The sequence below is a fragment of the Dickeya sp. MK7 genome (assembly GCF_000406305.1).
Classification (GTDB): domain Bacteria; phylum Pseudomonadota; class Gammaproteobacteria; order Enterobacterales; family Enterobacteriaceae; genus Dickeya; species Dickeya fangzhongdai.
This window is the reverse complement of record NZ_CM001984.1, coordinates 1,877,846-1,900,934: the sequence shown is the minus strand read 5'-3', so window position 1 is coordinate 1,900,934 and position 23,089 is coordinate 1,877,846. Positions and strand designations below refer to the sequence as shown.

27 protein-coding genes and 1 tRNA gene are annotated in these 23,089 nt (G+C 37.6%); 9 read left to right on the top strand and 19 right to left on the bottom strand.

All coding sequences use genetic code 11. From position 1 onward, the window contains the following. The first annotated feature begins 68 nt into the window (after positions 1-68). The 4 genes from DXXMK7_RS08290 (at position 69) to DXXMK7_RS08275 (ending at position 4,242) form a co-directional block, all read left to right on the top strand. Entirely contained in the window at positions 69-1,289 is a 1,221-nt protein-coding gene (locus DXXMK7_RS08290; RefSeq protein ID WP_038918677.1) for a site-specific integrase, read from the top strand. Between the two features lie 210 nt (positions 1,290-1,499). Then, complete coding sequence (locus DXXMK7_RS08285) at positions 1,500-2,243, top strand: hypothetical protein (protein ID WP_038918675.1); 744 nt, start codon at positions 1,500-1,502, stop codon at positions 2,241-2,243. 572 nt (positions 2,244-2,815) lie between these two features. Then, entirely contained in the window at positions 2,816-3,217 is a 402-nt protein-coding gene (locus tag DXXMK7_RS08280; RefSeq protein WP_038918674.1) for an H-NS family nucleoid-associated regulatory protein, read from the top strand. A gap of 326 nt (positions 3,218-3,543) precedes the next feature. Beyond that, positions 3,544-4,242, top strand: coding sequence for a hypothetical protein (locus DXXMK7_RS08275; protein ID WP_038918673.1), 699 nt, complete (start codon positions 3,544-3,546; stop codon positions 4,240-4,242). A 115-nt stretch (positions 4,243-4,357) separates the two neighbouring features. On the opposite strand, the gene DXXMK7_RS08270 is transcribed toward DXXMK7_RS08275, so the two are convergent. From DXXMK7_RS08270 to DXXMK7_RS22605, 4 genes are all read right to left on the bottom strand, one after another. Beyond that, the gene (locus tag DXXMK7_RS08270) at positions 4,358-4,579 is read right to left on the bottom strand and encodes a hypothetical protein (protein WP_038920915.1); all 222 of its coding nucleotides are present in this window, start codon (positions 4,577-4,579) and stop codon (positions 4,358-4,360) included. Positions 4,580-4,920: 341 nt separating this feature from the next. After that, positions 4,921-5,205, bottom strand: coding sequence for a conjugal transfer protein TraD (locus tag DXXMK7_RS08265; RefSeq protein WP_038918672.1), 285 nt, complete (start codon positions 5,203-5,205; stop codon positions 4,921-4,923). Further along, positions 5,202-5,459 (bottom strand): hypothetical protein, encoded by a 258-nt coding sequence (locus tag DXXMK7_RS08260; protein ID WP_038918671.1) that lies wholly within the window; start codon positions 5,457-5,459, stop codon positions 5,202-5,204. Before DXXMK7_RS08260 ends, DXXMK7_RS08265 begins: the two co-directional genes overlap by 4 nt. A gap of 112 nt (positions 5,460-5,571) precedes the next feature. Next, on the bottom strand, positions 5,572-6,177 hold the full coding sequence (locus DXXMK7_RS22605) for a hypothetical protein (protein WP_152490643.1): 606 nt from the start codon (positions 6,175-6,177) through the stop codon (positions 5,572-5,574). 770 nt (positions 6,178-6,947) lie between these two features. On the opposite strand from DXXMK7_RS22605, the gene mobQ reads away from it, so the two are divergent. Further along, the gene (mobQ, locus tag DXXMK7_RS21845) at positions 6,948-8,357 is read left to right on the top strand and encodes a MobQ family relaxase (RefSeq protein WP_071605257.1); all 1,410 of its coding nucleotides are present in this window, start codon (positions 6,948-6,950) and stop codon (positions 8,355-8,357) included. A gap of 320 nt (positions 8,358-8,677) precedes the next feature. Here the strand turns inward: mobQ and DXXMK7_RS08235 are convergent, their stop codons facing one another. The 5 genes from DXXMK7_RS08235 to DXXMK7_RS21840 all read right to left on the bottom strand — a co-directional run bounded on the left by DXXMK7_RS08235 (position 8,678) and on the right by DXXMK7_RS21840 (position 12,357). Beyond that, on the bottom strand, positions 8,678-9,007 hold the full coding sequence (locus DXXMK7_RS08235; protein ID WP_038918665.1) for an ankyrin repeat domain-containing protein: 330 nt from the start codon (positions 9,005-9,007) through the stop codon (positions 8,678-8,680). A 152-nt stretch (positions 9,008-9,159) separates the two neighbouring features. Further along, complete coding sequence (locus tag DXXMK7_RS08230; RefSeq protein ID WP_038918664.1) at positions 9,160-9,531, bottom strand: hypothetical protein; 372 nt, start codon at positions 9,529-9,531, stop codon at positions 9,160-9,162. Between the two features lie 804 nt (positions 9,532-10,335). Next, positions 10,336-11,220: a hypothetical protein gene (locus DXXMK7_RS08220; RefSeq protein WP_038918662.1), complete on the bottom strand. Its 885-nt coding sequence runs from the start codon at positions 11,218-11,220 to the stop codon at positions 10,336-10,338. 378 nt (positions 11,221-11,598) lie between these two features. Next, positions 11,599-11,874 carry a hypothetical protein gene (locus DXXMK7_RS08215; RefSeq protein ID WP_038918661.1) on the bottom strand — a complete coding sequence of 92 codons (276 nt, stop codon included), beginning with the start codon at positions 11,872-11,874 and terminating at the stop codon, positions 11,599-11,601. Positions 11,875-11,883: 9 nt separating this feature from the next. Beyond that, the gene (locus tag DXXMK7_RS21840; RefSeq protein WP_152490642.1) at positions 11,884-12,357 is read right to left on the bottom strand and encodes a DNA-directed RNA polymerase subunit beta; all 474 of its coding nucleotides are present in this window, start codon (positions 12,355-12,357) and stop codon (positions 11,884-11,886) included. Between the two features lie 225 nt (positions 12,358-12,582). On the opposite strand from DXXMK7_RS21840, the gene DXXMK7_RS22595 reads away from it, so the two are divergent. Continuing rightward, positions 12,583-13,143, top strand: a complete 561-nt coding sequence (locus tag DXXMK7_RS22595; RefSeq protein ID WP_152490641.1) for a hypothetical protein — start codon at positions 12,583-12,585, stop codon at positions 13,141-13,143. A gap of 483 nt (positions 13,144-13,626) precedes the next feature. Here the strand turns inward: DXXMK7_RS22595 and DXXMK7_RS08210 are convergent, their stop codons facing one another. Next, the gene (locus DXXMK7_RS08210; RefSeq protein WP_038918660.1) at positions 13,627-13,902 is read right to left on the bottom strand and encodes a hypothetical protein; all 276 of its coding nucleotides are present in this window, start codon (positions 13,900-13,902) and stop codon (positions 13,627-13,629) included. 9 nt (positions 13,903-13,911) lie between these two features. After that, the gene (locus DXXMK7_RS08205; protein ID WP_038918659.1) at positions 13,912-14,466 is read right to left on the bottom strand and encodes a membrane lipoprotein lipid attachment site-containing protein; all 555 of its coding nucleotides are present in this window, start codon (positions 14,464-14,466) and stop codon (positions 13,912-13,914) included. A gap of 653 nt (positions 14,467-15,119) precedes the next feature. Here DXXMK7_RS08205 and DXXMK7_RS08200 point away from each other — a divergent pair. Beyond that, a complete protein-coding gene (locus tag DXXMK7_RS08200) occupies positions 15,120-15,497 on the top strand; it encodes a hypothetical protein (protein WP_038918658.1) in 378 nt (125 codons plus the stop codon). Positions 15,498-15,832: 335 nt separating this feature from the next. After that, entirely contained in the window at positions 15,833-16,597 is a 765-nt protein-coding gene (locus DXXMK7_RS22590) for a hypothetical protein (protein WP_152490640.1), read from the top strand. Between the two features lie 398 nt (positions 16,598-16,995). On the opposite strand, the gene DXXMK7_RS08195 is transcribed toward DXXMK7_RS22590, so the two are convergent. After that, entirely contained in the window at positions 16,996-17,265 is a 270-nt protein-coding gene (locus tag DXXMK7_RS08195) for a hypothetical protein (RefSeq protein ID WP_050569993.1), read from the bottom strand. Between the two features lie 909 nt (positions 17,266-18,174). On the opposite strand from DXXMK7_RS08195, the gene DXXMK7_RS08190 reads away from it, so the two are divergent. Beyond that, the gene (locus tag DXXMK7_RS08190; RefSeq protein ID WP_038918655.1) at positions 18,175-18,909 is read left to right on the top strand and encodes a DNA-binding protein; all 735 of its coding nucleotides are present in this window, start codon (positions 18,175-18,177) and stop codon (positions 18,907-18,909) included. Positions 18,910-18,935: 26 nt separating this feature from the next. Here the strand turns inward: DXXMK7_RS08190 and DXXMK7_RS22585 are convergent, their stop codons facing one another. The 7 genes from DXXMK7_RS22585 to DXXMK7_RS08160 form a co-directional block, all read right to left on the bottom strand. After that, positions 18,936-19,955, bottom strand: a complete 1,020-nt coding sequence (locus DXXMK7_RS22585; RefSeq protein ID WP_152490639.1) for a ComEC/Rec2 family competence protein — start codon at positions 19,953-19,955, stop codon at positions 18,936-18,938. A gap of 250 nt (positions 19,956-20,205) precedes the next feature. Beyond that, the gene (locus DXXMK7_RS08185; protein WP_038918654.1) at positions 20,206-20,457 is read right to left on the bottom strand and encodes a DNA-binding protein; all 252 of its coding nucleotides are present in this window, start codon (positions 20,455-20,457) and stop codon (positions 20,206-20,208) included. A gap of 63 nt (positions 20,458-20,520) precedes the next feature. Next, on the bottom strand, positions 20,521-20,886 hold the full coding sequence (locus tag DXXMK7_RS08180; RefSeq protein ID WP_038918653.1) for a hypothetical protein: 366 nt from the start codon (positions 20,884-20,886) through the stop codon (positions 20,521-20,523). A gap of 56 nt (positions 20,887-20,942) precedes the next feature. Continuing rightward, positions 20,943-21,233, bottom strand: a complete 291-nt coding sequence (locus DXXMK7_RS08175) for a hypothetical protein (RefSeq protein ID WP_038918652.1) — start codon at positions 21,231-21,233, stop codon at positions 20,943-20,945. A gap of 69 nt (positions 21,234-21,302) precedes the next feature. Next, a complete protein-coding gene (locus tag DXXMK7_RS08170) occupies positions 21,303-21,515 on the bottom strand; it encodes an AlpA family transcriptional regulator (protein ID WP_038920914.1) in 213 nt (70 codons plus the stop codon). A 264-nt stretch (positions 21,516-21,779) separates the two neighbouring features. Continuing rightward, entirely contained in the window at positions 21,780-22,673 is an 894-nt protein-coding gene (locus tag DXXMK7_RS08165; protein ID WP_038918651.1) for a DUF6387 family protein, read from the bottom strand. Between the two features lie 248 nt (positions 22,674-22,921). After that, positions 22,922-23,011 (bottom strand) — tRNA-Ser (locus DXXMK7_RS08160). Between the last annotated feature and the right edge of the window lie 78 nt (positions 23,012-23,089).

The following is a 23,089-nucleotide window of genomic DNA, read 5'->3' as shown; positions in this document are numbered from 1 at the left end:
TTTCCGACGCAATCAGCGATTTTATGCAGTACCGTATGCATGGCAGGTTGTATGACAGGATTATAATAATGCCGAAGAAAGCCAAAGAACTCTCAGGGCTTGCCGTATCCAGATTAAAGACCGAAGGTTCTTATGCCGTTGGTGGTGTTGATGGTTTATATCTTCGAATCAGAGGTCAGTCCCGTTCGTGGATTCTTTGCGTGGCGATGGGAGTCAGAGTAAACGCACTCGGTAGAACAGTTCCAAAACGTTTGAATATGGGCCTTGGCCCCTACCCCGAAGTCTCATTAGCCGAGGCTCGTGACAAGGCGCGTGAACTACGTAAACAAATCCGTAATGGCGTTAATCCACTACAGGAAAAACACGCTCAAAAAGCGCAGCAGTCAGAAATAGCGCGTAAACAAAAAACATTCTCGGAATGCTGTGATGATGTATTGGAAATCAAAGCCAGTGAGCTAAAGAACAAGAGGCATGTCGCTCAATGGCGTGCCACGCTGGAAACTTACGCTTATCCGGTTATTGGTCAGAAAGCGGTCAGTGAAATAACAAAAATGGATGTTTTAGCCATACTCGAACCGATATGGTTAACCAAAAATGAAACCGCAAGCCGCCTTCGCGGTCGCATTGAAACCGTTCTCGACTATGCCAAGGCAAAAGAATACTTCGAGGGGGATAACCCTGCTGCATGGAAAGGAATGTTGAAACCTCTTCTTCCTTTACCGAGTAAAGTTCAAACCCAAAAGCACCATGCAGCACTACCTTATAGTGATATTGGGGCATTTATGGGCGAACTACGTCAACGCCAAGGCATTTCAGCTCGAGCACTCGAATTCGCCATACTCACAGTGGCTCGTTCTGGCGAAATACGCGGTGCAGAATGGGATGAAATCGATCTGGCGGGGAAAACGTGGACCATTCCCGGCACACGGATGAAAGCAGGAAAAGAACATAGAGTCCCCCTGTCTGATGCTGCGGTTGCTTTACTAAAAGATTTACCTCGATTCGCTGATAACAACTACATTTTCCCTGCCCCACGCGGTGGGCAACTGTCTGATACGGCATTACTTGCAGTGCTAAAGCGAATGGGATATACCGACTTAACCCAGCACGGCTTTCGTTCCACTTTTCGTGATTGGGCAGGTGAAACTACCTCACACCAACGCGAAGTTATCGAGCATGCATTAGCACATCAATTAGCAGATAAAGCAGAAGCGGCTTATCAACGTGGAACCTTGTGGCCTAAACGTGTGGCACTGATGGATGACTGGACGCGTTATTGCGCTAATTGAGTCGGATATTTAGCCGAAAGTTGTGGTTGAGTTTCAGATGAGCCATATAGGAAAGAACAACGTTCGCGCTGCCTACACTTATAAGGCAAACACCTTGAAAAGCGTCAACTGATGCGTTATCACGGCTGATAAGAATAGCTTGACCCTGCCCCCTTACTCACTGATATTGTGGTTTTATATCAGTAGTTAATCTATAAAAGGAAATTTTTTATGTCGCTCAGTAATAGTAGCTCCCCCATTTCTCTATTAGGTTTTGTTGATGGTTTGTGGGATTCTACCAAAGTAGCCAAAGTCATTTACTTTACCTTATGCTTTGATGTTCTCTATTTCTGGTTAAAAGGGGGTGGTTTATTCAATATAAAGTTAGGAAAAGAATTCGATTTATCATTGGCTGATCTAGCAGGAATAATTATCGCTTTAGGGATTTTTTCGTCAATTATTTTAAAAATTATATCTTTTATTTTTTCGCTAATGCTGATAAATATAAAATATAGCGACATATTACAGTCCAAAGAAAACATAGCATACCAAAAAAATTACACTGAAGTCTTTATGAGTGAACTACGCGAAGATGCATTAGGGACTGGAGATGATTTATCATTAAAAATATATATGGAAGAGGAAAAGAAAAGAAAAGATTTCGAAATAGAACAGAGAAATTCTGAAATAATTTCTTTTGGTGTTTTTTTGGTTTTTTTCTGCGAATGGTATTTATCTGCACCAGATGGTTCCAGCAAAATGTTTATAGATTGGCTTTGGGAGCAACTTAAGTATAGGGATCCTACTACATCTCACTCTTTCGTCGGAATAATCATTTCATTGATATTACTTGCATATGCTGTGATGGTATGTTGGCCCAAAGACAATAACCGCATGGTGTATTATCCCAATCTTGCCAGAAAACTTAGGAAAGAAGAAGAAGATGAAAAAGTAAGGAAGTTTAATGCATGGTAATTTTCAGTCTAGATAATATCCAACTATTCACGTAATACAAAATGCTCGTAAGAAGTTAGGGCAATGCAGCTAAGAGGTCAGAAATTTACCACAGTAGGTTTTCTGTCTCAGGTTGAGGGGTTGGCCAGTACCATTCTTAGCCTTATATTGCAGCCAATTAGATATGCAACCCTGTTACAACTCACCTAAACACCTGTTTCGCCCCTGAAAGGTATTTGCCTACCAGAAAGGGGCTAACCTCAACGTTAACGAGACTAACGCTAAGGCTGTTTATCTGTTCACACACGGCTTTGTGCTATAACAGTTTCCTGTTGATTTTTCATATCCTGAAATTTTATAAACGCAGCGATCATTCCAACACTCAGCACCAAAATGAGTTCTAACAATGAGAACCTTTTCTTATTTTATTTTCACGTACTATTCAATTAACAAAAATGAAAAGAGGATAAGAACAGGAAATGAAAATCCATAAAACCGATTATTAATCGGTATCAAACACATTTATAGTATCTGTATCATTTTATCGTTTATAGTATGATGTTTATGACGTTCAACATTCAGGTTAAATGATAATGAGTGAAGTCCTAAAAATATTAAACAACATTCGCACCCTTCGTGCTCAGTCCCGTGAAACCGATCTGGCAACACTGGAAGAAATGCTGGAAAAGCTGACCGCCATTGTTGAAGACCGGCGTGAAGAAGAGGCCAGCGCACAGCAACAAAACGCAGAGCGTCAGGCTAAAATCGAATCCTTACGCGCCAAACTGCTGGAAGATGGCATTGATCCGTCTGAACTGCTCGACGCAGGTGTTACCAGCAAAACAGCAAAAGCTAAACGTACTCCCCATCCTGCCAAGTACAAATATATTGACGAAAACGGCAACGAACAGACGTGGACAGGTCAGGGTCGGACACCAAAAGCTATCGCCGCAGCGCTGGAAAGTGGTAAAACGCTGGAAGACTTTACTATTTAATTATATGACTCCCTGTTGTATTTGGTGCAATGGGGAGTCACTTAATCGGACAGGCTGTTCGGTGCCAGAAGCAGACATTTCTGACTTCTCGCCAAACGATGAGTGCTGTAATTTTATCCAGTTTATATCTGGATGCCTCTACTGCTGTTAGGCGGGTTAACCAGTATTTGTTGGTTCAGCAAATTTAAGCGACCGCATAATATATTGGAATATTTGGGAAATGTATGTAATTATCTGCACATTAAACTTATAAAGGTGGAATAATAAGTGCTTAGTACAGAACTTTCCGTCGAGTAAGCATTAGCCTCACGAATCGGAGATCGAATATGGAAGAAACTTGGGCGTCCGGCTCATTAGAGTTGTTAAGACATGCGGATTCGCACATTAAGCTAGAGACCGCTTTTGATAGCAGAATTGCTTTCATTAGCGTTGATAATTCAGTTGAGACCTCCATCAGAACTTTCTTATCTCTTCCGGAAAAAATATCGGGTGTAAGATTCCAACGAAAGGAAGTTGAAGAAGCTGGTAACAGCTTTCCAAAAATGATTGATCTTCTGTTTAACAAAGCTAAGCCAAAACTAGCTGGATTAAATGACGGTGATATCGAGCATTATCATCGCATCAGAAATCAGCTATATCATAATGGAACTGGTTTAGGAGTTGATCGCCGATACTTGGATGCTTATCGGCAAATAGCAGCCGTTCTATTAAATAATTTATTTGGTGTGAAAGTTGTTTCCAAAGGCGCAGAGGTCACACTCGAAAACCTTATATTACTATTTAACGAAGTAGAGATATTATTTCGCAAAATATTCGAAGGCTCTAGTGTAGACACCAGACATACATTCAAATGGGAAATGGCAATACGTGAGGGAGTGTTGGAAATGGAAGATATCAATCAGCTTACCGAATTACGCATGATTCGAAATTCCCAAGTACATTCTACGGCAGAAAATATTGACAAAAAGCGTATCGAACTAGGTGTCGAAATAGCTGAAAAATTAATCAAAAAACTAAAAAGCTAACAAAGTATTGCATCGGAAAAACCGTTCTCTGAGTTGACGCTTGTTGCACCAAGATAACTATAATGGACTGTCCCTTTATGGAGGCAGTCCAAGGCCACTTCCGCAGCGTCTATAATTAGTAAACCTGAACAACTTCAACAGGAGGCCCCATTCCTTCTACTTCTAAGTAATACCGTGAGCCATCAGTATACAGCTTTGCTTTAGGGCGATAGCTGTAACTATAACTGTATGTATAAGAAGCTAATTTCCACTTAGTACCATCATCAAACTCATAAATCTTGTCATCATCCCATCCTTCAAATTCGTCTGAAAGATTTGAATTTTTTAAAACTTTCATATGCGCATCCACATTGAGTAAAAACACGAAGCTATGCTTGTTGTACAACATATCATCATCTTAAACATCAGAGATGTGATCTGCTCGGTGTTAATTAACACACCTCTATTTAAGTAATGTCATAATCAGGGTGAGTAACAAATGTGAACTTCCTTCCCTTACACAATGCAGTCTGTCAGATTTGATTGTGATCTATCGGCGAAAATTGTCAGTTTAACTTTGAGTTAATGCATCTAAATACACTGAAACAAGCTACCGCGCCCTCTAGGGCTTACTCAACAGCTCACCGACCTAAAAGCAAGTTTTAGGCCGGTTCACCGTTTGGACGTGAAAAAAAATAATTAGCATTTGGATTTATTTATAACATTCTCGATATAGACTTGGCCATGTGCTTTATACCTTTCAATATCACGCTCAGGTAGATTAGATATATTGAGCAGAACACCGAAGACTAATTCTTTATCTACATAACCAATATCACATCCTAATACTTTGGCAACCTCTGCACCGAAAATAATTTTCTGGCGGGTGTTTTCTTTTTTCGTTTTCTGTTTCTTTTTAGCTTCCAAGAAATATAAGCGTTCCTGTGCTGAAGCTATTTGTTGTTTGATATCTTTTCTGGTCATTTATGCTCTCCCCACTGTTTTTTCTTGTTGACATAAGGGACATCCGCATAATCATAACCATTACCAATTTTTTTCTTGATTGACTTAATTTTCAATTTAAATTGTTGCTTTATATGGCGCTGTTTTGCTTGTTCCCTTATCTGGTTTACTAGTTTCTCTGCTTCTAAATAGGCTTGTTCTGTATCGGTATAGATCCCATCATCTAAAAGTCTCTTGGCTTCCCAATCAATGGCCTCATCGTTATTTTTATACATTACACCTCCTTGTTTTTGTTATATATTATCATTTAGCATATTTTTAAAAATTATCAATACAATGGATGATTTTATTTTATAAATCGCAATCCAAAGCGATTTGGATAAATACTCACAAATAAAAACGAAATGCAGATTCAATAAACTTAAATTCATTACTATCTAAGTCATACTCTGCTTTAAAGAAACATCCACCGTGCAAGAAATAATAAGACATTTCACTACCGAAATTATTGTATATTTCTTTTGAGGTCACATCTGTATAGTTACCATTCTCGCCAAGATATTGAACCGGACAATCAAAAAAAACACCTATAATTTCATATTCACAAACACAAATCTCATTATATTCGTTTCCCCCTCTGTTTACTATAGCGCTTTCAAAATGCGAATCAGAAGCTTTCATATTACCTTTCATTTCATCTCTGCTCGCTGGAGTGGTTCCTGCATCCCCTGACGAACAATCTAAAATAGACCCTCCCGACTTTGGTCTAATCACAACACCCAATTTCCCAGTATAATTACCTTTTTCATAAGTATCAGAATGAGATATAGTCGAACATGCGATGGCAGTGTTTGTATCCTTGACCACTCTATTTAGTCTACCTAGATATGTTAAAGAATTTGTATCTTCATTCCCAACCATCTTAACAAACCCGGCACAATGCACTAATACACATTTATGTTTTAATAAAATATCAATTTTAGATTTTGGCATACTTTTACTCTTGTGTTTATATTCATACATTATCAGCGACATTCAGAGACGCCCATTTAAACACTAACAATACACTCAAAAATAAGTGAATGTAAAAAGTCAATGAATCACAGATAGTGATTACCATTCCAACAATAGATAGATTACCCCAAACATCTCAGATCAGTAAAGATAAAGACGATGAAAAATAATCTAGCAAACATACCACATAAAATCTCGCTGATTCTAAAATCTCGATCTCACCGCGTTACTTATTTTTGTTTATTAGTGCTTTTCATTTCACCTGTTAAAATTCAATCCTGATTTTCATAGTTAACCTGTGAATTCTGCCACAGGGAAAATTACCTATAACCACATCTATTTGCTTGTTTTAGGGTTTTCCCGCCTTACGGCGGGATAAATTAACACTCTATTTGTCCTTCGGACGCCATCTAAACCCCATCATTATAATATCGAGGGAATACTTCGCCCGTTTATCCAGATTGCGCCGCTTAATTCGGCGTTTTGTTTTACAGGCATTCATATATTTCGTATTAATTAAGTAGGGAGGCTTTTACATTGTCTCTATTTTTAATAAGACAATGCCCACTTATACACTGCTACGCAGTGTGTGGGGTCTACCGACGGTTGCCTGCCGCAGGCTAACACCGTTTCCTTCGGAAACAAAGTCAACGTCAACCCCGAAGTTTTTCTTGCGAAAAACTAACGACAGCATAGTTATCGTTGCGTTTTATATTTTGGTTTTATTTTATATTGAGGTCTTTTATTATATGGCGATATTTCATCTGGAGTTTAAAATTGTGAAACGTTCTGAGGGGATGTCTTCCTGTAGGAAGGCAGCCTATCATGCACGTTGCAGAATAACTGATGATCGCACAGGTAATACCTATGATTTCAGCCACAGAACAGATTTATTCCATCATCTGATATTAGCACCTGTTTCTGCACCTGCTGATATTGTCGAAAACTCAAGCTCCTTGTGGAATGAAGTTGAAAGAGTTGAGCGTCAGAAAGACGGTCAAACAGCCCGTTATTTTGATGTGGCTATTCCCTGTGAACTGAATAATGAAGACAAGATAAAACTGGTCGTTGAATACTGCCAGAAGAATTTCGTTGAGAAAGGAATGATTGCCGATATCGCCTTCCACGATTTGGATGGCAATAATCCACATGCTCATGTGATGTTGACATTAAAACCAATCACCGCTGATGGCTTTGGTAAAAAAGAAAGGAGCTGGAACGACAAGAAAAACGTAATACTGTGGCGTGAAGCGTGGTCTGCTCTTGCCAACCGCTATCTTACTGCTGCTGGCAGTAATGAACGTATTGATCATCGTTCTATTGAGGCTCAACATAATGAAGCACTCGAACATGCTGCTATTACCTTGGATGCAGAAGAAAAAGCCCTATGGCTTGCCAAAGCAACAGCAACCAGCCGCCCGGCAATGCAGCGTGTTCATCGTGCCAAGTGGAACAGTCGAAGCGTTCAGGAAAAACGTGCTGCGGAACAGGCTGTACGTGATGAGATGAAACAGGAAGCTCAGGCCACATATAGTGTCTTCAAAGATTTGGATCTTCAGATCGTTGTTGACCTCAGAAGCTTTACTGTGTCGCAGCTTCCTGAACCTGTTGAAATCGTCTTACCTGAAATACAACCTCGAACAGAGTTCTATGAGACAGATTCACAGTCGTCATCATCAGAAGACCAAAAGCCTGTTCTGGTTGCCCCTGCACCTCATACACGCACCAAATTGAAAACTCCATCCTCTTCAACGGCCAGAGCGGTTAAACGCGTTCCTGTTAAAAGTAAGAGGAAGCAGGTTAAACCTCGTCAGGATGGTATCTTTAAACGTTTCACTTTACTGGTGGTGGAATATATAAAAGAGAAATTCGTCTGGGCCAAGAAGAAACCCACTCCTGTTTCCGTTGATGCTGACCACGATAAACGTATTGCCGAAAACTATGTGTTTGATGAGGTTCGAGGCATCTATGTTTCACGCGTTGAGTATGAAAAACGTGCCAGATTTAACAGTGACACTTATACTCCAACACCTGATGAGATCAGACGTTTTCCAAGTCGTCCGGTTAAGCCAGCGCAACCTGATAGCGATCTTGACTATATACCAACACTAGCTGTTGATAGTAAACTGCCAATACCCAAACTAGGGTCTGTCCCTTAACCTCGCAGCGCGCTAAAAAGTGCCGCAAGAATCATTTCCGAAAGGTGATTTTTGGTTAAAAATTGAACGTTTTAGTAGTTTTTTATCGCTTAAACGCGTTTTTTGGCACAGTTATAACAATGCTGATCTGTACAAAAAATAGTTACGGGACACACCCTAAGACCACACAATGGCTATAAGGACAGGTAATAGCTATTTTGGCAAAGATAAATTAATTCGTTATTGATAATTAATTTTCCTCGCACTCAATATGCATGTTAATGCTAAGGATATGATAAAAAGTGATAATACATTGAAATTATCATTTCACTTTCATAGTGTCATATCAAATGTTTTATAATTAGATTCTTAACAGGTTGAGACCTCATATTATTTAATCTCTCTGGATTACTTTTGAAGATGCTTAAATCAATACCGATATCTATAAGAAACTGAGCTTTATCGATATGATTTGATGGAATATTCATTAATATATTCACTGAATCATCATCCAATAAATTTAAATTAACACCATATTTAACTAACCATTTACTTTTTTCTAAATCCGAATAAAACAACGCATTCCTACCCCATTGATCAACCTTGTTTATGTCATATTTATTTTTAATTAAATCTTCTTCTGTTTCACATTCAAATATATCTTTATTCATTATTTATCCTTTTTTTAATAATGTTCATTTTACAAAAAATATAACAAACCCAATTGAATTGTCAAATTCATTTTTTAATGACGGAGCCAATGTGGTCATAATTTCAAAAAATCACTCCGACTTGTAGCAAGAAACACAAGTCGGATATGTTATTAAAAATTAAAATGTGATTGTGGGATGTTCATTACTTCTTTGTTTGGTGGTAGTTCTGGATAACCATACTCTTCTTTCTTGATAACCCAACGAGCATTTTCAATATCATCAAAGGTCAGATATAATGGATTTTTAATGAATCCATTGAAAACAAAAACATAAATAGCATGAGTGAGATAGCGGCGGGGGAAATCTCTTTTCATCTTAACCATTTCTTCCATCAAGTTAGCCCGCAAGATATCAGGATTTGATATTTTACCTGATGGCGAGCACTCTGCATGGAACCAACGTCTAGCCTCATGAACATCATTTTTTACATTTTTGTTGTAATCAATTGGTGATCTATCCCAATCCATATCTTCTAAAATCATTACAAGCTCCTAATTCTAAACGGTATCAGTTATCTCCCACCGAAGGAAGGACCGATCCTATGATCGGCAAAAAATCCAGTAACTTTAGAGAGTTGGACCTTCATCTCACTGTTGACCTTACAAGATTCACCATGTCCGAGCATCCTTAACCTATTGAAATCGTATTGGCTGACACCAAGCTCACAGTCATCATCATCCGAAGTGCAACAGCCTGTTCTGGTTGCCCCTGCGCCTCATACCCGCACTAATCTGAAATCCTCATCATCTCCAACTGCCAGAGCGATTAAACGCGCTCCTGTTAAAAGTAAGAGGAAGCAGGTTAAACCTCGTCAGACTGGTTTGTTCAAGCGTTTCAAGCTGTTGGTAGTCGGATACACAAAAGAAAAATTCATCTGAGCCAAGCAGAAGCCAGTTCCGATTGCCGTTGATGCTGATGCTGATGCTGATGCTGATGCTGATGCTGATGCTGATGCTGATGCTGAGCACGATAAGCGTATCGCAGAGAGCTATGTGTTTGACGATCTTCTGGGTATCTATGTCCTACGCACAGAGTTTGAAAAACGCACTAAATTTAACAATGTCCCAAAATCACCACAGGCAGAGTTCTGTGGCGACGTATCAGGTAATAATGAGACTGTTCATTTTCCAAGTCGTCCTAACCGGGAACAGTTTGATGTTGATAAGAACATGGATCTCGCGCCCTCCATTTCTCCGAAATATATCAATGAGGGTATAAACATAAAATCAAAACCATTTAATCTTAAAAGTGTAAAATAAAAATTAAAATATTCCATCTCAAATGCATTATGATAATTTTTGTTTATTCACCTGATACTCAATGGCGTTTTCTCGACTTATTGTACCTAATCCCATGCATACTTTACAGTTTTTATTAGGAGCTAGTTTATTAGACGGTTGACATTCAGGACAATCATAACCATCAGTAAACATATTATCATCCAAAGCTATTGCAGACTCATGTTTTATCGAACCAACACCACCACACAATATACAATGCTTTATACCGAGAATTCCAACCCCCTCACACAATGGGCATTTAACAAATTTTTTCGATGATTTTAATAGTGAGGTTCTTTTTATCAGGCTCTCATTCTTACTTAAAATTTTATTATTAACATAATTATAACTCTCACTAACTAGTTTCAATCTATACGAAAAATATTTCTTTAATGCCTTCCCTATATCTGTAATTTTTCCTTTATTACTTAACATTGATGTATCAAAACGGAGGGTTTCAACATGCATATTGCTGAACACATACAGGTCTCTTTTTTTATCATTTATCACCCCATCTTGTATTAAATGCCTATCATCACCATCATACTCCAAAGCAATTTGGCAAATTAAAAAATCATCTTCCTCATCTTTTAATTGTAATAATAAATCTAATGAAAAATATCGCTTTGTTTTTTCATTGTAAATTTTTTGTTGTAATAAAAACTTAACGGAATAACCAAAAAATTCGCCAATGATTATTTCTTTACCATTCTCCAATTTAAGTGTTAACGGTTTGAAAAACTGCATAATATTAGCAAGAAAAGAACTTTCCTCGGCAGAGGATATTTTATTATTATTCTTATACTGATGAATAAAATTAACTACATCTTCATCGGATAATATAGAAAAAAGCTCTGATTTATTTAACTTTTTTATTCTCTTCCTTGTCATCTCATTAACACCGAAATATACTTTACCTCATTATATAATAAAAAAACAGAAAGATAAAGAGTTACTCTATTTTGGTAATCATAACATATACACATGTTGCATTTAGCTTATGATATCCTTATCAGTCAGACCCCACATTTTTCTTTTGTAAAAATTATACATATGATACTGATATTTCTCAAAAATCCGGGTGAAATTAATTGATTTCAATTAGTGCCAATGAATAAAAATTTTCTTTTCAGTTAATATACACCTACAACAAAAAATGACATCAATAACGAAACAATAAAAAAAGAACCAAGAGAAGTAGTTTTCGATTAAAAAATAAGAACTATATTTTATATATAAATATAGCTCCTTTACATAATTAAAGAACTATTACATCCTTCTTCTGAACACAACATTATCAAAGAAAATTGCCTTACCAGCGACAAACCCAACAGCCGCAATTATTGGTAGGCTGATAGTAGCACCCGCGATGCCTGTAGACATTCCGATCATGATAGACAGGCCAAATGTAAGTAAGATAGCCACTGCAGCATACCAGCCGGGGAAGGCTCCATATAAAACAGTCGCCATGCAGCCTGTACAAACATGCACACCCCGCTGGCTTTCTTTTAGGCAAAACGGACACTGGATTGTATTGTTTTCCATAATAGCCCCTTAAATCGCTTTCCAGCCATTGCTGGTTTTAACAAGATTAATCATTCCTTCTTCAGGTTCATTCAAACCCTTGACGCTGGAGAACGCTTTTTTGTCCCCCCATGAGGGAACATCCGCCAATTTCCATGTATAATACACGCGAACAACTTTCTGATTACCGTTTCCCGGTTCGGTCCATTCATTTATCTCAGCAACTGCCCGATGACCAACACAGGCACCTTCCTCACGGTCCCAAAAATCAACTTGTTGTCCTTTGTCCGTGACTTCCAGAACATCAACACTGCTAAAGCCATTTGCCTGTTGTGAAACATTGAGCACCCCCTGTTCAACAAGTCCTTTAAGGATTTCATCACTGGCACTGTTTCCGGCAGAACGGTAGCCACGGTTAACCTTAATCGGAAAACCTTTGTTGAATACAATGTCGTTGTCCTGCAGTGAGTAGCACAGCTTGGACTTTGATATTTGCGCGTTAATCGCTCACCTTTCTCACCGCATCAGCCCGCTAATCCAAAAATGCATCCATATCAGGCAACGACACTTTACGCTTTATTCGTTTAAAGGATAGAACAGTGAGCCGACCCAATACTGAGGTCACCGGGTCATCGTGATAGGGACTAATCCCATCGTTTTTCATCATTGACTAAAAGGATGTTTCTATGGTTTTATCCCTATAGTTCAGGACAATAAAGGGCTTACCACATGCAATATCTTTATCATTTTACATCACAGAAAGCTGCTGAAAACATCATTAATGATGGCTTGATTATGTTAGGTACATTTTTATCTTCCAACGGCATTGTTATGGAAAACTCAGCAATTAGCTTAACCACAGATCAAGATCCCATTGGGCATGGTTTGCCCGATGGAAGAGAAATTACTAAAAAACAAGCAGAAGCATTAAAATATCACACTATCATTAATGGGAAGCTTCATGCAATCAATAATACAAAATGCAGAATAACTATTGCTCCTTCGGGATTAAATATTGTATCTGCTATTGATTACTATGCAACCAATCCCGCATTATTACATAGCCTTGAATTTATGGGTTATTACCCTGTTGGGATAGATGATATAAACGTTATCAATAAGAACAAAACATTTAAATCAAAAGCACCTACTTGGTATTATTCCTTTGCTCCTATCAACGTTTCATCAAATGTAATATCTTTTGGCATTGATATAACTGGTGATGGTAAAAACTACGAGGAACTCTCACCATCTGATTTTCAACAGCTTTGCCAGTACATACATCAATAATAACAGGGGTATTTTTCATACCATCCAAAAAATATTTCTGAACATCATTTGATAATGACTGACACTTTCCTTTTATTAACATAAAAACTCCTACTGGTTGTATTACATTTATGATGTAGACCTAATTTTTTTCATATTCCGAGCGACTATCTCGCGATAGTCATTATAAAAAATCATCAATTTGGTCTATTCGATACGATTAAAAAATATTAAGAATATATCAATCTTATCAATTTCCGAATCAAGGCATTCAATCAGCAACACTCATAAAACCCCCGATGGAAATAGTTAAGACTTTTACTATCCTATTTCATTAAGCATTTCATAATAAATCCTTCATGAAAAGTCAAATTTTAAATTACCATTGCAAACATATTAATTAATTATATGAAATCACTCGAGTAAGAATGGAGTGAAATATTTTTCTCAAAACAAAAAAACCACTTCATATAATAACGAAGTGGTTTTTTTACAAGATTTTTATTACATTCTTCGCCTGAAAACAACATTATCAGCAAAGATAGCCTTCCCAGCGACAAACCCAACGGCAGCTATTATTGGCAGACTGATAGTAGCCCCAGCTATGCCTGTAGACATACCGATCAACGCTGACAGACCAAAAGCCAGCAGCATAACAACAGCTGCATACCATTGTGGAAAGGCTCCATAAAAAACAGTCGCCATACAGCCAGTACAAACGTGAACACCGCGCTGGCTTTCCTTTAAGCAGAAAGGACACTGGATAGTTTTATTTTCCATAATAGCCTCTTAGTTAGCCTGCCAGCCGTTATTTGTTTTCACCAGAACAGTTTTGGCTTCTTCGGGTGTAGCCATCCCCTTGACGCCAGAAAAGGCTTTCTTATCTACCCAGCCCGGTACACCATCCAGTTTCCACGTATAAGTCACTTGCGTCATTTTAACGCCATTACCTTCGCTGGGTTCGGTCCAGCTTTTAACCTCAGCAACAGCACGATGGCCCACACAGGCACCGTCTTTGCGATCCCAGAACTCAACTTCCTGACCTTTATCGGTAACTTCCAGAACATCAACACTGTTAAACCCGTCAGATTCTTGCGAAACCTTTAACAGCCCCTGTTCAACAAGTCCTTTAAGGATTTCATCACTGGCACTGTATCCGGCAGAGCGGAAACCACGGTTCACCCGTCTGGGGAAGCCTTTATTGAATACAACATCATTGTCCTTGAGTGAGTAGCATACTTTGGACTGTGATATTTTTGCGTTGATAGCCTTCTCAAAGTCGCCTTTCTCACCACATCCCGCCAGAACCAGTGCCGTGCCAGCAACGAGCAAAATCTTCTTCATCTACTTATCCATCCTGATAATCAAAAACGCTGTCATTTAAGGGAGGCGACTGTTTACCGGTATCCGTTACAGCTTGTTCTGACAGATACATAAGAGCACAGCCACCTCATTAACCAATTGATAGCTTTCAATTATTTCCGCTGGCCGTCATATCGTTTGTAACGATCAAAACTGAATTAATGATAGATAATATCTATTGTTAATTTTATATCGATCGATAAAAGCAATTAAAATACCGATCGATAAAACAATATTAATCGTTATTATCTATCGATATGTAATTATCGATCTGATATACCGATCATTTTGCTTGCCATACCTGACGCTGATAGATAGAGTTAATCAGAGGCTTACAAAGCGATTTGCCACGTACTTCTGGCTCAGTAAAAGCCAAAACGCACTACAGGCTGTTTTATGGGGCAGGAATGGCTGTTATGCACATCAGGGGAAATACACAGGCAAGGTTTCATATGGAATAACGTGATAATCACTTAATTTACCCGATTACTCGTTCACCTAATGCTTTTCCATTTTTCTGTGGAGGCACATGTTCGCCAGTAATCAATGAAACAGGCTTGTGGTGGTCTACGACCAACATGATTTTTAATCTCCTTCATACTACTTTTTTATTGTTATGTTTTATCGGAGTTAATATGAAAAAACTGCTTATTGCGGCACTGGTGATCCTGCCTCTTTCCGCCTGCACGACTTATGGTAATAAATCCCTGAAAAACGAAACCCAACAGACCGTTAAAACCAAAATCGTTAAAGGGAAAACTACGCAGCAGGAAATCTTGGCTGCATTCGGGGAGCCGCAAACACGCGCCAGCAATGATGGTCAGGAAATGTGGTCCTACTCCAGTATGTCAGGTGAGAGCCAGATATCGAACTACATTCCCGGTCTGGCCCTGCTGAAGAACAGCAACACCGCTCATATGAACTCCCTTGAAATCTGGTTTAAAGGGAATGTTGTTGACCGATATAATTTCAGTCAGACGGCTAGTAAAGTTTCGCGTGGGTTGTTGGATTAATTTAATTAGAACAAAAAATCACTTAATTATCATTTTCCTGATGAAGCCAGATTACTCTGGCTTCATTATTACGAAATAATTTTTTTGGAATACTGATATTAGTTAGCAGAATAAAAGCGAATGACTCATAGTAAATTCCATATACTACTATAGTTTTCAAAAAAACATCCCCGCCCCTAAAATTCGGATCGCATTCTTATTTTTATTACTATCATAAAAGTCATAGCTACCGTTACCCACTCACAACATAGAAAACCTGACACAACACTTTTAATCTTGACATAGAAATACAAAATCATTATTTTATTTTTATTTTTCATATGGATGAAAAATAAATGTCAAAATACTTGCCAATTGTTGATCAATTTTCAACCAGATTTGAGATATGGAAACAGCGGGATGCTACATTGGAAGAGCTTATTCAATTTTATCATAAAAATAAATTTTTTCCATCAAATAAAGTAAATGAAAAATTGATAAACTATGCTGATAACATGCATGATGCTGCAAGATTAGTTATAGCAGGCAGCGTTTCTAATGATTTAGAAAATCATATTGAAGATAATTTAGCGAATTCGAATGAGTACAAAAAATGGCGAGAGTTAATGCCGTCAAAAACACCAAAGCCGTTGGCATTTTATCAAAAAAAATATTCTCTGGACATGAATTTTGATGATGTAGATAAAGAGATAATTTCTTGTGGAAAGCTACTTACCCAAAAACAACAACTAGTTCATGGTGGGAATTTTTTTAACGGAAAACCCATAGGAACAATTTTAAAAACAGAAAGACCACTATCTACATCTTTATGCCCCTTAGTCGCTCAATCTAATGCACTTTGGCGAGGTAAAGCGTATGATGAAAATGCACTAACTCTAATAGTTCTAAATGTTATTTGCCCTCAAACAAAAGTGTTCGTTTTCCGACATAGTGGAACTAATCTGGGCCACGAGAAAGAAGTTCTTTTTGCATCTGGGGCTATTTTAACTTTACGAGGTAGAACTGAAATGGGTGGTTATACAAATGTCAGTAAATTCTCTGATAACACCTATTATGAAAAAGCGGTACCACGATATGTTTTAAAAGTTGATATTTCCTAAATTCATCTGTACCAGAAACAGCGATCTTAAATCTGTCAAAAGCTTGAGATGACGCCTCCTAGCGATTACCCTCAGTCTCATGCAAAACGCTCCGTTCCCGAACATTACTACTTACCCATCGGTCAAATCCTGAACACAGTCAAGGTGTGTAGGTTTTATGGCTCGTCTGACACCAGAATGTAAATATTCAGCTACCGGATAGCCCATATCGGTGTGAAGTACGATACTGCGAGAGGCTTGAAGTTATCTGCACCTATTGCTTCACGTAAATCCTTTAGGCCACGCGAGTTCATCAACACAGGTTCGTCTGGTGCATTAGCCTTTACTCTGCCACATTAATAATAATCATCCAGAATACTAACGGGTGTGTTGGGATGATAGTTATTATAGGTTTCGGGTTATGGCATCAGCGATCTGACCGTTTCTTCGCTGACTTGGCTGAGTTCAGAAATTAATCTCCCATACACATTTACCATTCGTTCCTTATCGCAATTATTCGCTGATTCAGATAGAAAAAAAGAATCGTAATCTTTAACATAGATGTTATTACCGTTTTCAAGGGTAAGTTTTATACCTTGTTCGTTCTCTGCAACGTCTTTAACCATACAGGTCATAAATGGTATTTTCTCTTTGGCATGAAAAATCATAATGATTTTAATATTATTCACTTTTATTCTCCTTGTTGCTTTATTTTTTAATACTATATTTTCATTATAAAATTCAAATTTAACTCTTGGACAATAACGTTTTACTTCCTATTCTCACTTTCTTTTGAAAAGATATTTATCTTATGAGCTAACGCTCATATGTGCTGTCGAAAACGATAAACCCGTTTTCATGAGCACGGCTACGCCCTAACTCTGATGTAAATAATTTTCTATTTCGAGAAGAAAGCTTTCAATTTTTGTAAAAAAGAAAAGATCTCGTTCAGATCATTTCATCATCAAATAATAAAATTGATCCTATGTTTAAACATAGTGTTAATACTATAACATATAGCATTTGCTCTTAAACGTATAGGAAAACTATATGCAAAGAAGCAGCACTTCGTGATTGTCCGAAACAATCACATTGCTGGAACAGGGCTTGACCCTGTTAGTGATGGATTTATCCATAAAGAATTGCGGCGATAGCCGCCAATAAAATAGAGGTAAAACAATTGCAGTATTTCTATAACATCAGCAGCGCTTCGTGATTGTCCGAAACAATCACTTCGCTGAAAATAACTCTCAAGAAAACCACATATTCCCACGTAAAACACTCCGCACATAAGAAAAAAGGAAAACTGGACTCTCTTAACTTCTTACTAATTATTTAATTATAAGCACTGTCCCAACCCAATAAAATCAAGGCTTCACAACTTGTTTTGCTATGTTTAAACATAGCGGACACCTATGTTTAAACATAGAATCGTCCTATGTTTAAACATAGCGGGATCTATGTTTAAACATAGTTTTTTTAACATATAGCAATATCATAATAATAAAAACCCTATTTTATTTATAGTTTAACTATTGACTTTTATTTTCCTGCATAGTATTAAAAATAACATAATAAAAACTATAAGAGAGAATAATATGAATACTAATGACACTGAACTACTTCACCTATTTGAAACATTAACCACAGAACAAAAGATTGATATCGCAAGACACTTGCTGCAAAACAAGGATATAAAATCGACCACTGTTATTGCAACAGAAGAAGATAAAGCAATATCATTTGCACAGCCTTATGTTTTTGCTTTCACTTCCAACTTTCGTGTTTTTTCTGATTTAGATATATCTAAGAATGAATTCCGTGTATTAACTTATATTTTAGAGTACATGGAGTTCGGAAACCTTATCAACCTTTCACAGTCTTCACTCTGTAAAGCGTTGAATATCGCATCCGGGAATATGTCTAACATATTCAAAAAACTCAAGCAGAAAGGAATACTTGTTGAGCATCATGGACACCTGTATATCAACTCAAATATTTTCGCTAAGGGTATGAGTCATCAACTTGATGAGAAGCGTAAAGAGCATTTAAGCAATGCTAAAAGCCTCAATGCCGATATTGAACAATATCCAGAGTATTATGCAGATCTTTCACAACAAAAAAGACGAGGTTTAGCTTTAGAAACTGAAACTAAAGAGATCTATACTGATGCCTTTGTTTTTAGTAAGAAAAAAAAGAATAATGCTGTTCCTAATGCTAAGAACAGTATCAAGATCGAGAAACCACGAAAGGTATATAAACGAACGAAAGAAAATGAAGCGGCAAGAAAAGACTTGGCTGATGCCGCCAACAATTTAAAAAATGCTTGCTAAACAATACAATATAAATTATTAACCACTTATATAATAATCGCATCAGCATTTGTTATTGGTCCCGAGTGGGCATTTTCGATTAATGCCCCATTCTTTTTCACATCATTCGTATAGTACGTTATTACACCTTGACTCTTAAGAATGGTTATTAATTTAGAGTTTGGATGTGTATCTTTTGCCTTACCAAACTTTCCATTATCGTGAGAGATGATTGCTACAGAAGGTGATATTTTAGATAAAATCCTTTTGCTTAAATTCTTAATACTTCCATGATGAGGCACTTTTAATACATCAGCTCTTAAACAACATTTACTCTTAATTAAGCGATTAAACACTGAGCGATCTGCATCACCAGTCATCAGATATGAAATATCGTTATATTCTTGATAATATTTAAATACTACACTTATTTTATTTGCATCATATTCTAGAAATCTTTTTATTGCTTTTTCTATTGTGACATTTCCATTTTTAGTTAACTGCCTTATTATATTAACAGCTATTTTTATGAAGAGTTCACTATTATATCCCTCAGGGTAACTTATGTTAATAAATGGTGTTTCCTGATTAATGATGTCACTAATACTTGTGCTGTTCTGCTCTAAAAATAAGGCAATATCTCTCTCTGAAATATCTGAAACATTTTTCTTGCTAAATATTTCGTTAGGATCTAAAGGTGGATTTAAAACTTTTGCATGCATACAATTCCCAATTGAGGAACCCTCACTTAATAATTCAACCCTCCGAAATATGTTTGGAATTTTAACAAACTGATTTCTTAATAGCTTCTTAAGTATCTTATATATCTCAGGAAAATAAGCTGGTATATATAGTGTATCCACACTAAAGTTATTATTTTTGAATTTCCCACGAATATGATCATCATGTGAATGAGTTATAAGAAGATCTATTACTGGAGAATTTACAGTACATGTATAGTTTTCAGGCCCTAAATCAATATAAAGAGGCTTGGTGGCATTAAATAGACAAAAGTCATTTTCCAGTTTTATCGCATCGCCTTGCCCACAGTTGAATACAGTTAACATATATCCCCTTATTTTAAGTAAATCATCCCAGAATCTACTATTTATTCATCTGAAAATGTTAAAAAAATTTTGAAGATTACATTGCCACAGATCTTAGTAACATTAGATGCGATTAAAATCAATTATGTCAATATGTTATCGCATAAAGATTGATCTTCACCCGGAATTAGATATGCATATTAGTTAAAAATGTCTGTTTCTGGCACAAAGCTGTCGGTTCGTTTTGCTAGGACTATGAGTCACAAAAGTTTTAGGCCAAATATAAATCAACTGAGCATAACTCCTCTGGTGATACCCCATCCTTCTCCATCAACTTGCGGATCCTTGTCATCTTCTGCTTACGCGCCTTCTTCTCACCAATCTCCTGATAGTAATCTTCACGGCGCTCCGCTACCACCTTGCGGAACTTCTTCAACAGTTGGTTCAGAATCTTTAAGTCAGTAGTAGCAGCTTCAGCTTGGATTTTTCTATACATAAACATAACGTGGAATTCATCAATCATATTAAGTCTCTCAGTTTTATTATCTATTTTATCTCCCTCTCAACGAGGGAATATAATCGTTTATCAATCACGGTCCACTGTCATTTTTAACTTCCAATAAACAGGGCCATCAGTGTCATTCTGATTTATGTTTTTTAACACCAGTTCAATGATGTGTTCTTTATGCCAATATAAAATCTTTTCCTTCAACTCATCAAAGTTGATATCAGATAAATCTTTATACCTCTCATCTTTAACACACACTTCAACTTCATGTGCAATCAGAATGTCATAAAGTATCTCTGACAACATTTCTCCTGATAAAATATTCATTGCTGTTTCAGGCTCTGTTTCATTTATGTGATAAATCGTTTCGCAATACCCCTGTAATACAGTTGAAATAAGATGCATTACCGTTTCACTTTTTTCATTTAGCACTATCTCTTTCATTTTTAATCCTTCTGTTATATTTATGGTTGTTAGCCCCTTGCGGGGCAACGTTAAACTTACTTTCTAAAACTATCTGAATACCGCACCAACATTGCTGCAACTTGTTCAAAGTTTACTTCGGTAATATCACCACGATTACCTTCTTGAGCCGTGAACTTCTCAAAGTTTTTCTGGATATGGTCAAATACATTCATAATGAATGGACTCATAAAATCAGGATCATCCAGAAGCTCCGTACTTTCACCATTAATCTCTTGCAGGACTTTCCAGCTTGCCTTAAACGACCTTTTAGCAAGATCAAAGAACAGCGCTGTGGATTTATTTTCAATAACGGTTTCTTTAGACATATTTGTTCCTCATAGTTAAATGCTTTTATATTTCAGTATTTATTAACTCACTTCTGGACGGATAATGAGTTATTTTGGGAAGTAACGAGAATCAGAGATGATTCCATCGATCCATGCATCAATCTCACTTTCAACAAACGCCACTGACCTTAACCCTATTTTTACCTTATCTGGGAAACGGCCTTCTTTGATAAGCTCATACATCTTGGTTCGACTAAAACCGACTCTTCTCAGCACTTCAGGAACACGGATTAATCTTTTTCCTACGATTTCATTTCTCATAGAACCTTGTTCGTTGTTGTTTATCATTTGTCTTTTCCTCTGTTGTTTTACGTAATCGCGATGAGATTTCGTTTTTCTCTATGTTGTTTCGACAGGAGCTATAGTAGGAAAAATTGAGATCACAAGATGCAGAGATTGGCGAACAAGATTTTTTGAGAAAATGGCAGGACGTGGTTTTCGGGGAAAATGGAAGTTTGTGGATTTCGCTGGTTTTGAAGAATGGGGACCAGTCTTGGCGATAGCCCCCTACACGTAGGAAGTGAGTTACTTCACTTTTTTCTCGTCTTCCTCTTCTTTTTCGTTCATCTTCATCGCTTCGGCTACTTTGGTATCTATCATATAGTCATTTTTACTCAACCAGAGGTTAAACAGTCGATCAAATTCACGCGTGAGAACCTTATCAGCAAACGGTTTGTCGGTATCCTTGATTTGAGCGCCACCCCTGATAACTTCTGAGTCATTAGGGTAGAGAAGCCGGGATAGCTGTTCATAGGAGATTTTGGCACCATTCCGCTTCGCCCAAAGCAGCAGATCCAGCATTGGAATAACCCTGAGATTGATCACCTTTTTGACAGTGCTTAGCCCAAACCGAAACGAACCAATATCCGGTTCACCGACATCATATTTTTTGCGCCATTGAGGGAGCATTCTTTTGAGATGCTCAATAACCTCATCATCAGTCAGTAGCCGAATGTTTAGCCACAAATACAGTGAGTGGCCGGAATCAAACGTTTCAATGTCGGTCAGCCTGCGCGTACCTTCTTCTTTTGATACAGGTGATGATGGCGCATCAGGTGAAGAGTTTGTACGTTGCAACAATTTTAGGTCTCGTAACCGTGCCTCATAACGGCTAATGTCATTGACAGTCATATGCCGAACGTGCAACTGCGCATCTATTAGTGGATTTTTCTTTTTAGTGGTAGGGGAAGTTTTTTCAGTTGAACTCGCCAGAAGGGGCTGGCCTGCTAAAATCTTGGCTTCTTCTTCTAGATAGCGCTCATGGCAGGGATGACCTTCTTTACCAAAATCATGTCGGTTCAACGATACGCGACGACTGATTTCATAGCTCAGATCATTGATCGTGATCTCTTGAAGGACATCGTAGTTGCTTAACTTGAACCACTGTTTTATAGCCTTCATGGTGTCGCTGGCTTTCATTTATACCCCATTTATCCCTAACGTATCTCACACGTCAGCAAGAGCAGATTTTCTCGTGCCAACAATGACCTAAAGATAAATTGTTTTGAGAGTGTGAGCCAGAGGAGATAAAAATGAATGCTCAGAGGAATGCAACATGATAGAAATAAGTGCGGCAGAAAAGGCTGTTGCTAATGGATTTTTAATGCACCACCTGATGCAGGACAAGAGAAAAACTTAACGGTAAGCTATTGAATTTAAAGGATGAGTGGCGGAGAGAGGGGGATTTGAACCCCCGGTAGAGTTGCCCCTACTCCGGTTTTCGAGACCGGTCCGTTCAGCCGCTCCGGCATCTCTCCGTAAAAGTGGTGCCTATAATGCCCTGTTTTATGGCATGTTAACAAGAACAAACCGACGCCTTTGAATTCAAGTGATGA

What these genes read in the sequence shown, in the direction of transcription:
- DXXMK7_RS08290 (WP_038918677.1), top strand. Translation starts at nt 69, where the DNA reads ATGCCGAAGAAAGCCAAAGAACTCTCAGGGCTTGCCGTATCCAGATTA.
- DXXMK7_RS08285 (WP_038918675.1), top strand. Translation starts at nt 1,500, where the DNA reads ATGTCGCTCAGTAATAGTAGCTCCCCCATTTCTCTATTAGGTTTTGTT.
- DXXMK7_RS08280 (WP_038918674.1), top strand. Translation starts at nt 2,816, where the DNA reads ATGAGTGAAGTCCTAAAAATATTAAACAACATTCGCACCCTTCGTGCT.
- DXXMK7_RS08275 (WP_038918673.1), top strand. Translation starts at nt 3,544, where the DNA reads ATGGAAGAAACTTGGGCGTCCGGCTCATTAGAGTTGTTAAGACATGCG.
- DXXMK7_RS08270 (WP_038920915.1), bottom strand. Translation starts at nt 4,579, where the DNA reads ATGAAAGTTTTAAAAAATTCAAATCTTTCAGACGAATTTGAAGGATGG.
- DXXMK7_RS08265 (WP_038918672.1), bottom strand. Translation starts at nt 5,205, where the DNA reads ATGACCAGAAAAGATATCAAACAACAAATAGCTTCAGCACAGGAACGC.
- DXXMK7_RS08260 (WP_038918671.1), bottom strand. Translation starts at nt 5,459, where the DNA reads ATGTATAAAAATAACGATGAGGCCATTGATTGGGAAGCCAAGAGACTT.
- DXXMK7_RS22605 (WP_152490643.1), bottom strand. Translation starts at nt 6,177, where the DNA reads ATGCCAAAATCTAAAATTGATATTTTATTAAAACATAAATGTGTATTA.
- mobQ (WP_071605257.1), top strand. Translation starts at nt 6,948, where the DNA reads ATGGCGATATTTCATCTGGAGTTTAAAATTGTGAAACGTTCTGAGGGG.
- DXXMK7_RS08235 (WP_038918665.1), bottom strand. Translation starts at nt 9,007, where the DNA reads ATGAATAAAGATATATTTGAATGTGAAACAGAAGAAGATTTAATTAAA.
- DXXMK7_RS08230 (WP_038918664.1), bottom strand. Translation starts at nt 9,531, where the DNA reads ATGATTTTAGAAGATATGGATTGGGATAGATCACCAATTGATTACAAC.
- DXXMK7_RS08220 (WP_038918662.1), bottom strand. Translation starts at nt 11,220, where the DNA reads ATGACAAGGAAGAGAATAAAAAAGTTAAATAAATCAGAGCTTTTTTCT.
- DXXMK7_RS08215 (WP_038918661.1), bottom strand. Translation starts at nt 11,874, where the DNA reads ATGGAAAACAATACAATCCAGTGTCCGTTTTGCCTAAAAGAAAGCCAG.
- DXXMK7_RS22595 (WP_152490641.1), top strand. Translation starts at nt 12,583, where the DNA reads ATGCAATATCTTTATCATTTTACATCACAGAAAGCTGCTGAAAACATC.
- DXXMK7_RS08210 (WP_038918660.1), bottom strand. Translation starts at nt 13,902, where the DNA reads ATGGAAAATAAAACTATCCAGTGTCCTTTCTGCTTAAAGGAAAGCCAG.
- DXXMK7_RS08205 (WP_038918659.1), bottom strand. Translation starts at nt 14,466, where the DNA reads ATGAAGAAGATTTTGCTCGTTGCTGGCACGGCACTGGTTCTGGCGGGA.
- DXXMK7_RS08200 (WP_038918658.1), top strand. Translation starts at nt 15,120, where the DNA reads ATGAAAAAACTGCTTATTGCGGCACTGGTGATCCTGCCTCTTTCCGCC.
- DXXMK7_RS22590 (WP_152490640.1), top strand. Translation starts at nt 15,833, where the DNA reads ATGTCAAAATACTTGCCAATTGTTGATCAATTTTCAACCAGATTTGAG.
- DXXMK7_RS08190 (WP_038918655.1), top strand. Translation starts at nt 18,175, where the DNA reads ATGAATACTAATGACACTGAACTACTTCACCTATTTGAAACATTAACC.
- DXXMK7_RS22585 (WP_152490639.1), bottom strand. Translation starts at nt 19,955, where the DNA reads ATGTTAACTGTATTCAACTGTGGGCAAGGCGATGCGATAAAACTGGAA.
- DXXMK7_RS08185 (WP_038918654.1), bottom strand. Translation starts at nt 20,457, where the DNA reads ATGATTGATGAATTCCACGTTATGTTTATGTATAGAAAAATCCAAGCT.
- DXXMK7_RS08180 (WP_038918653.1), bottom strand. Translation starts at nt 20,886, where the DNA reads ATGAAAGAGATAGTGCTAAATGAAAAAAGTGAAACGGTAATGCATCTT.
- DXXMK7_RS08175 (WP_038918652.1), bottom strand. Translation starts at nt 21,233, where the DNA reads ATGTCTAAAGAAACCGTTATTGAAAATAAATCCACAGCGCTGTTCTTT.
- DXXMK7_RS08170 (WP_038920914.1), bottom strand. Translation starts at nt 21,515, where the DNA reads ATGAGAAATGAAATCGTAGGAAAAAGATTAATCCGTGTTCCTGAAGTG.
- DXXMK7_RS08165 (WP_038918651.1), bottom strand. Translation starts at nt 22,673, where the DNA reads ATGAAAGCCAGCGACACCATGAAGGCTATAAAACAGTGGTTCAAGTTA.